The organism is Albidovulum aestuarii (assembly GCF_029961185.1).
GTDB classification, from domain to species: domain Bacteria; phylum Pseudomonadota; class Alphaproteobacteria; order Rhodobacterales; family Rhodobacteraceae; genus Albidovulum; species Albidovulum aestuarii.
In genome coordinates this window covers 1-1183 of record NZ_JASBQQ010000025.1, presented here as the reverse complement: position 1 = coordinate 1183, position 1183 = coordinate 1, and the positions used below count along the sequence as shown (strand labels likewise).

Annotated in this window: 1 protein-coding gene; it reads right to left on the bottom strand. The window is 66.5% G+C overall.

Going from position 1 to position 1183, the window contains the following annotated elements:
* Nucleotides 1-1037, bottom strand: a 1037-nt coding sequence (locus tag QKW60_RS20975; RefSeq protein ID WP_282371661.1) for an HAD-IC family P-type ATPase, incomplete at its 3' end; no start/stop codon positions are given.
* Nucleotides 1038-1183 lie beyond the last annotated feature (146 nt).

Here is a 1183-nt window from a genome sequence, read left to right as displayed (position 1 = left end):
GCCTGGTCGAGCGCAGCGGCAACGCACAGGATGTCGTCCTCCGCCATGCCGTCGTGGCTGTCGATCGACACGATTTGAGGTCGGCCGTCCGTCAGTGTGCCGGTCTTGTCGAGGATCAGCGTTCGGATGCGCGCCATCGTCTCGAGCGGTCCTGCGCCTTTGATTAGCACTCCGAAATGCGCGGCGCGCGACAGGCCGGCGACCAGCGCGACCGGCACGGCGAGGATCAGGGGACAGGGCGTGGCGACGACCAGCACGGCAACCGCCCGGATCGGATCGCCGGTGAACCACCAAGCCGCGAAGGCGATGATCACGGTGACCGCAAGAAATCCCAGTGACCAGCGGTCGGCCAGCCGCGACATGGGCGCCTTGGACGCCTGCGCCGCCTCCACGAGCCGAACGATCCCGGCATAGGTGCTATCCTTAGCTTCTCGCGTTGCCGTCAGATCGAACGCCTCGCCCGCGTTGGTCGAGCCGCTCATGGCGTCGGCGCCGTGCGCTAGGCGCACCGGAAGGGACTCGCCGGTCAACGCCGAGGTGTCGACGAAGGCCGCCTCGGACGCCACCGTGCCGTCCACCGGCACCACGTCGCCCTGCCGGATCAGCAAACGGTCGCCGGGGGCGATCTGGTCGAGCGGGACTTCCTCCAGCCCACCATTGCGGTGCCGGGTCGCGGTCCGCGGCACTCGGGACAGCAGGTCGTGCATTTCACGGCGGGCACGGCCTTCGGCGAAGGCTTCGAGTAAGGTGCCGCCGGAATACATCACAGCGACCACCGCCGCGGCGAGGGTCTCGCCGAAGACAAGTGCCGCCGACATGGACAGCGCAGCAACAACGTCCAGACCGATTTCACCGCGCCCGATGCTGCCAAAAATCTCAACCAAGAGCGCGGCGAGCGCCGGAACAACGCCGGCGATCCAGATCAGGTTCGCTATGTCGGGCCGGCCGGTGAAGTGGAATGCGAGTCCCACTGTCAAGCCGGTCGCGGCAATGAGCAGGATAGCGGTCTTGAAGCGATCGGCCCGGGTCGTTTCCATGCGGCTCATCTCCTCTCGGCTGAGGCGATTGCCGCTGGTTCCTCGGAAAATAGTCGTCCGACTCCCACGCCCCTTGCGCTGGTATCATCATCGCGCAAGAGGAACAGGGCGTCGAGGTCGCTTTGTCTTGCGAGCGTTGCGCCCTT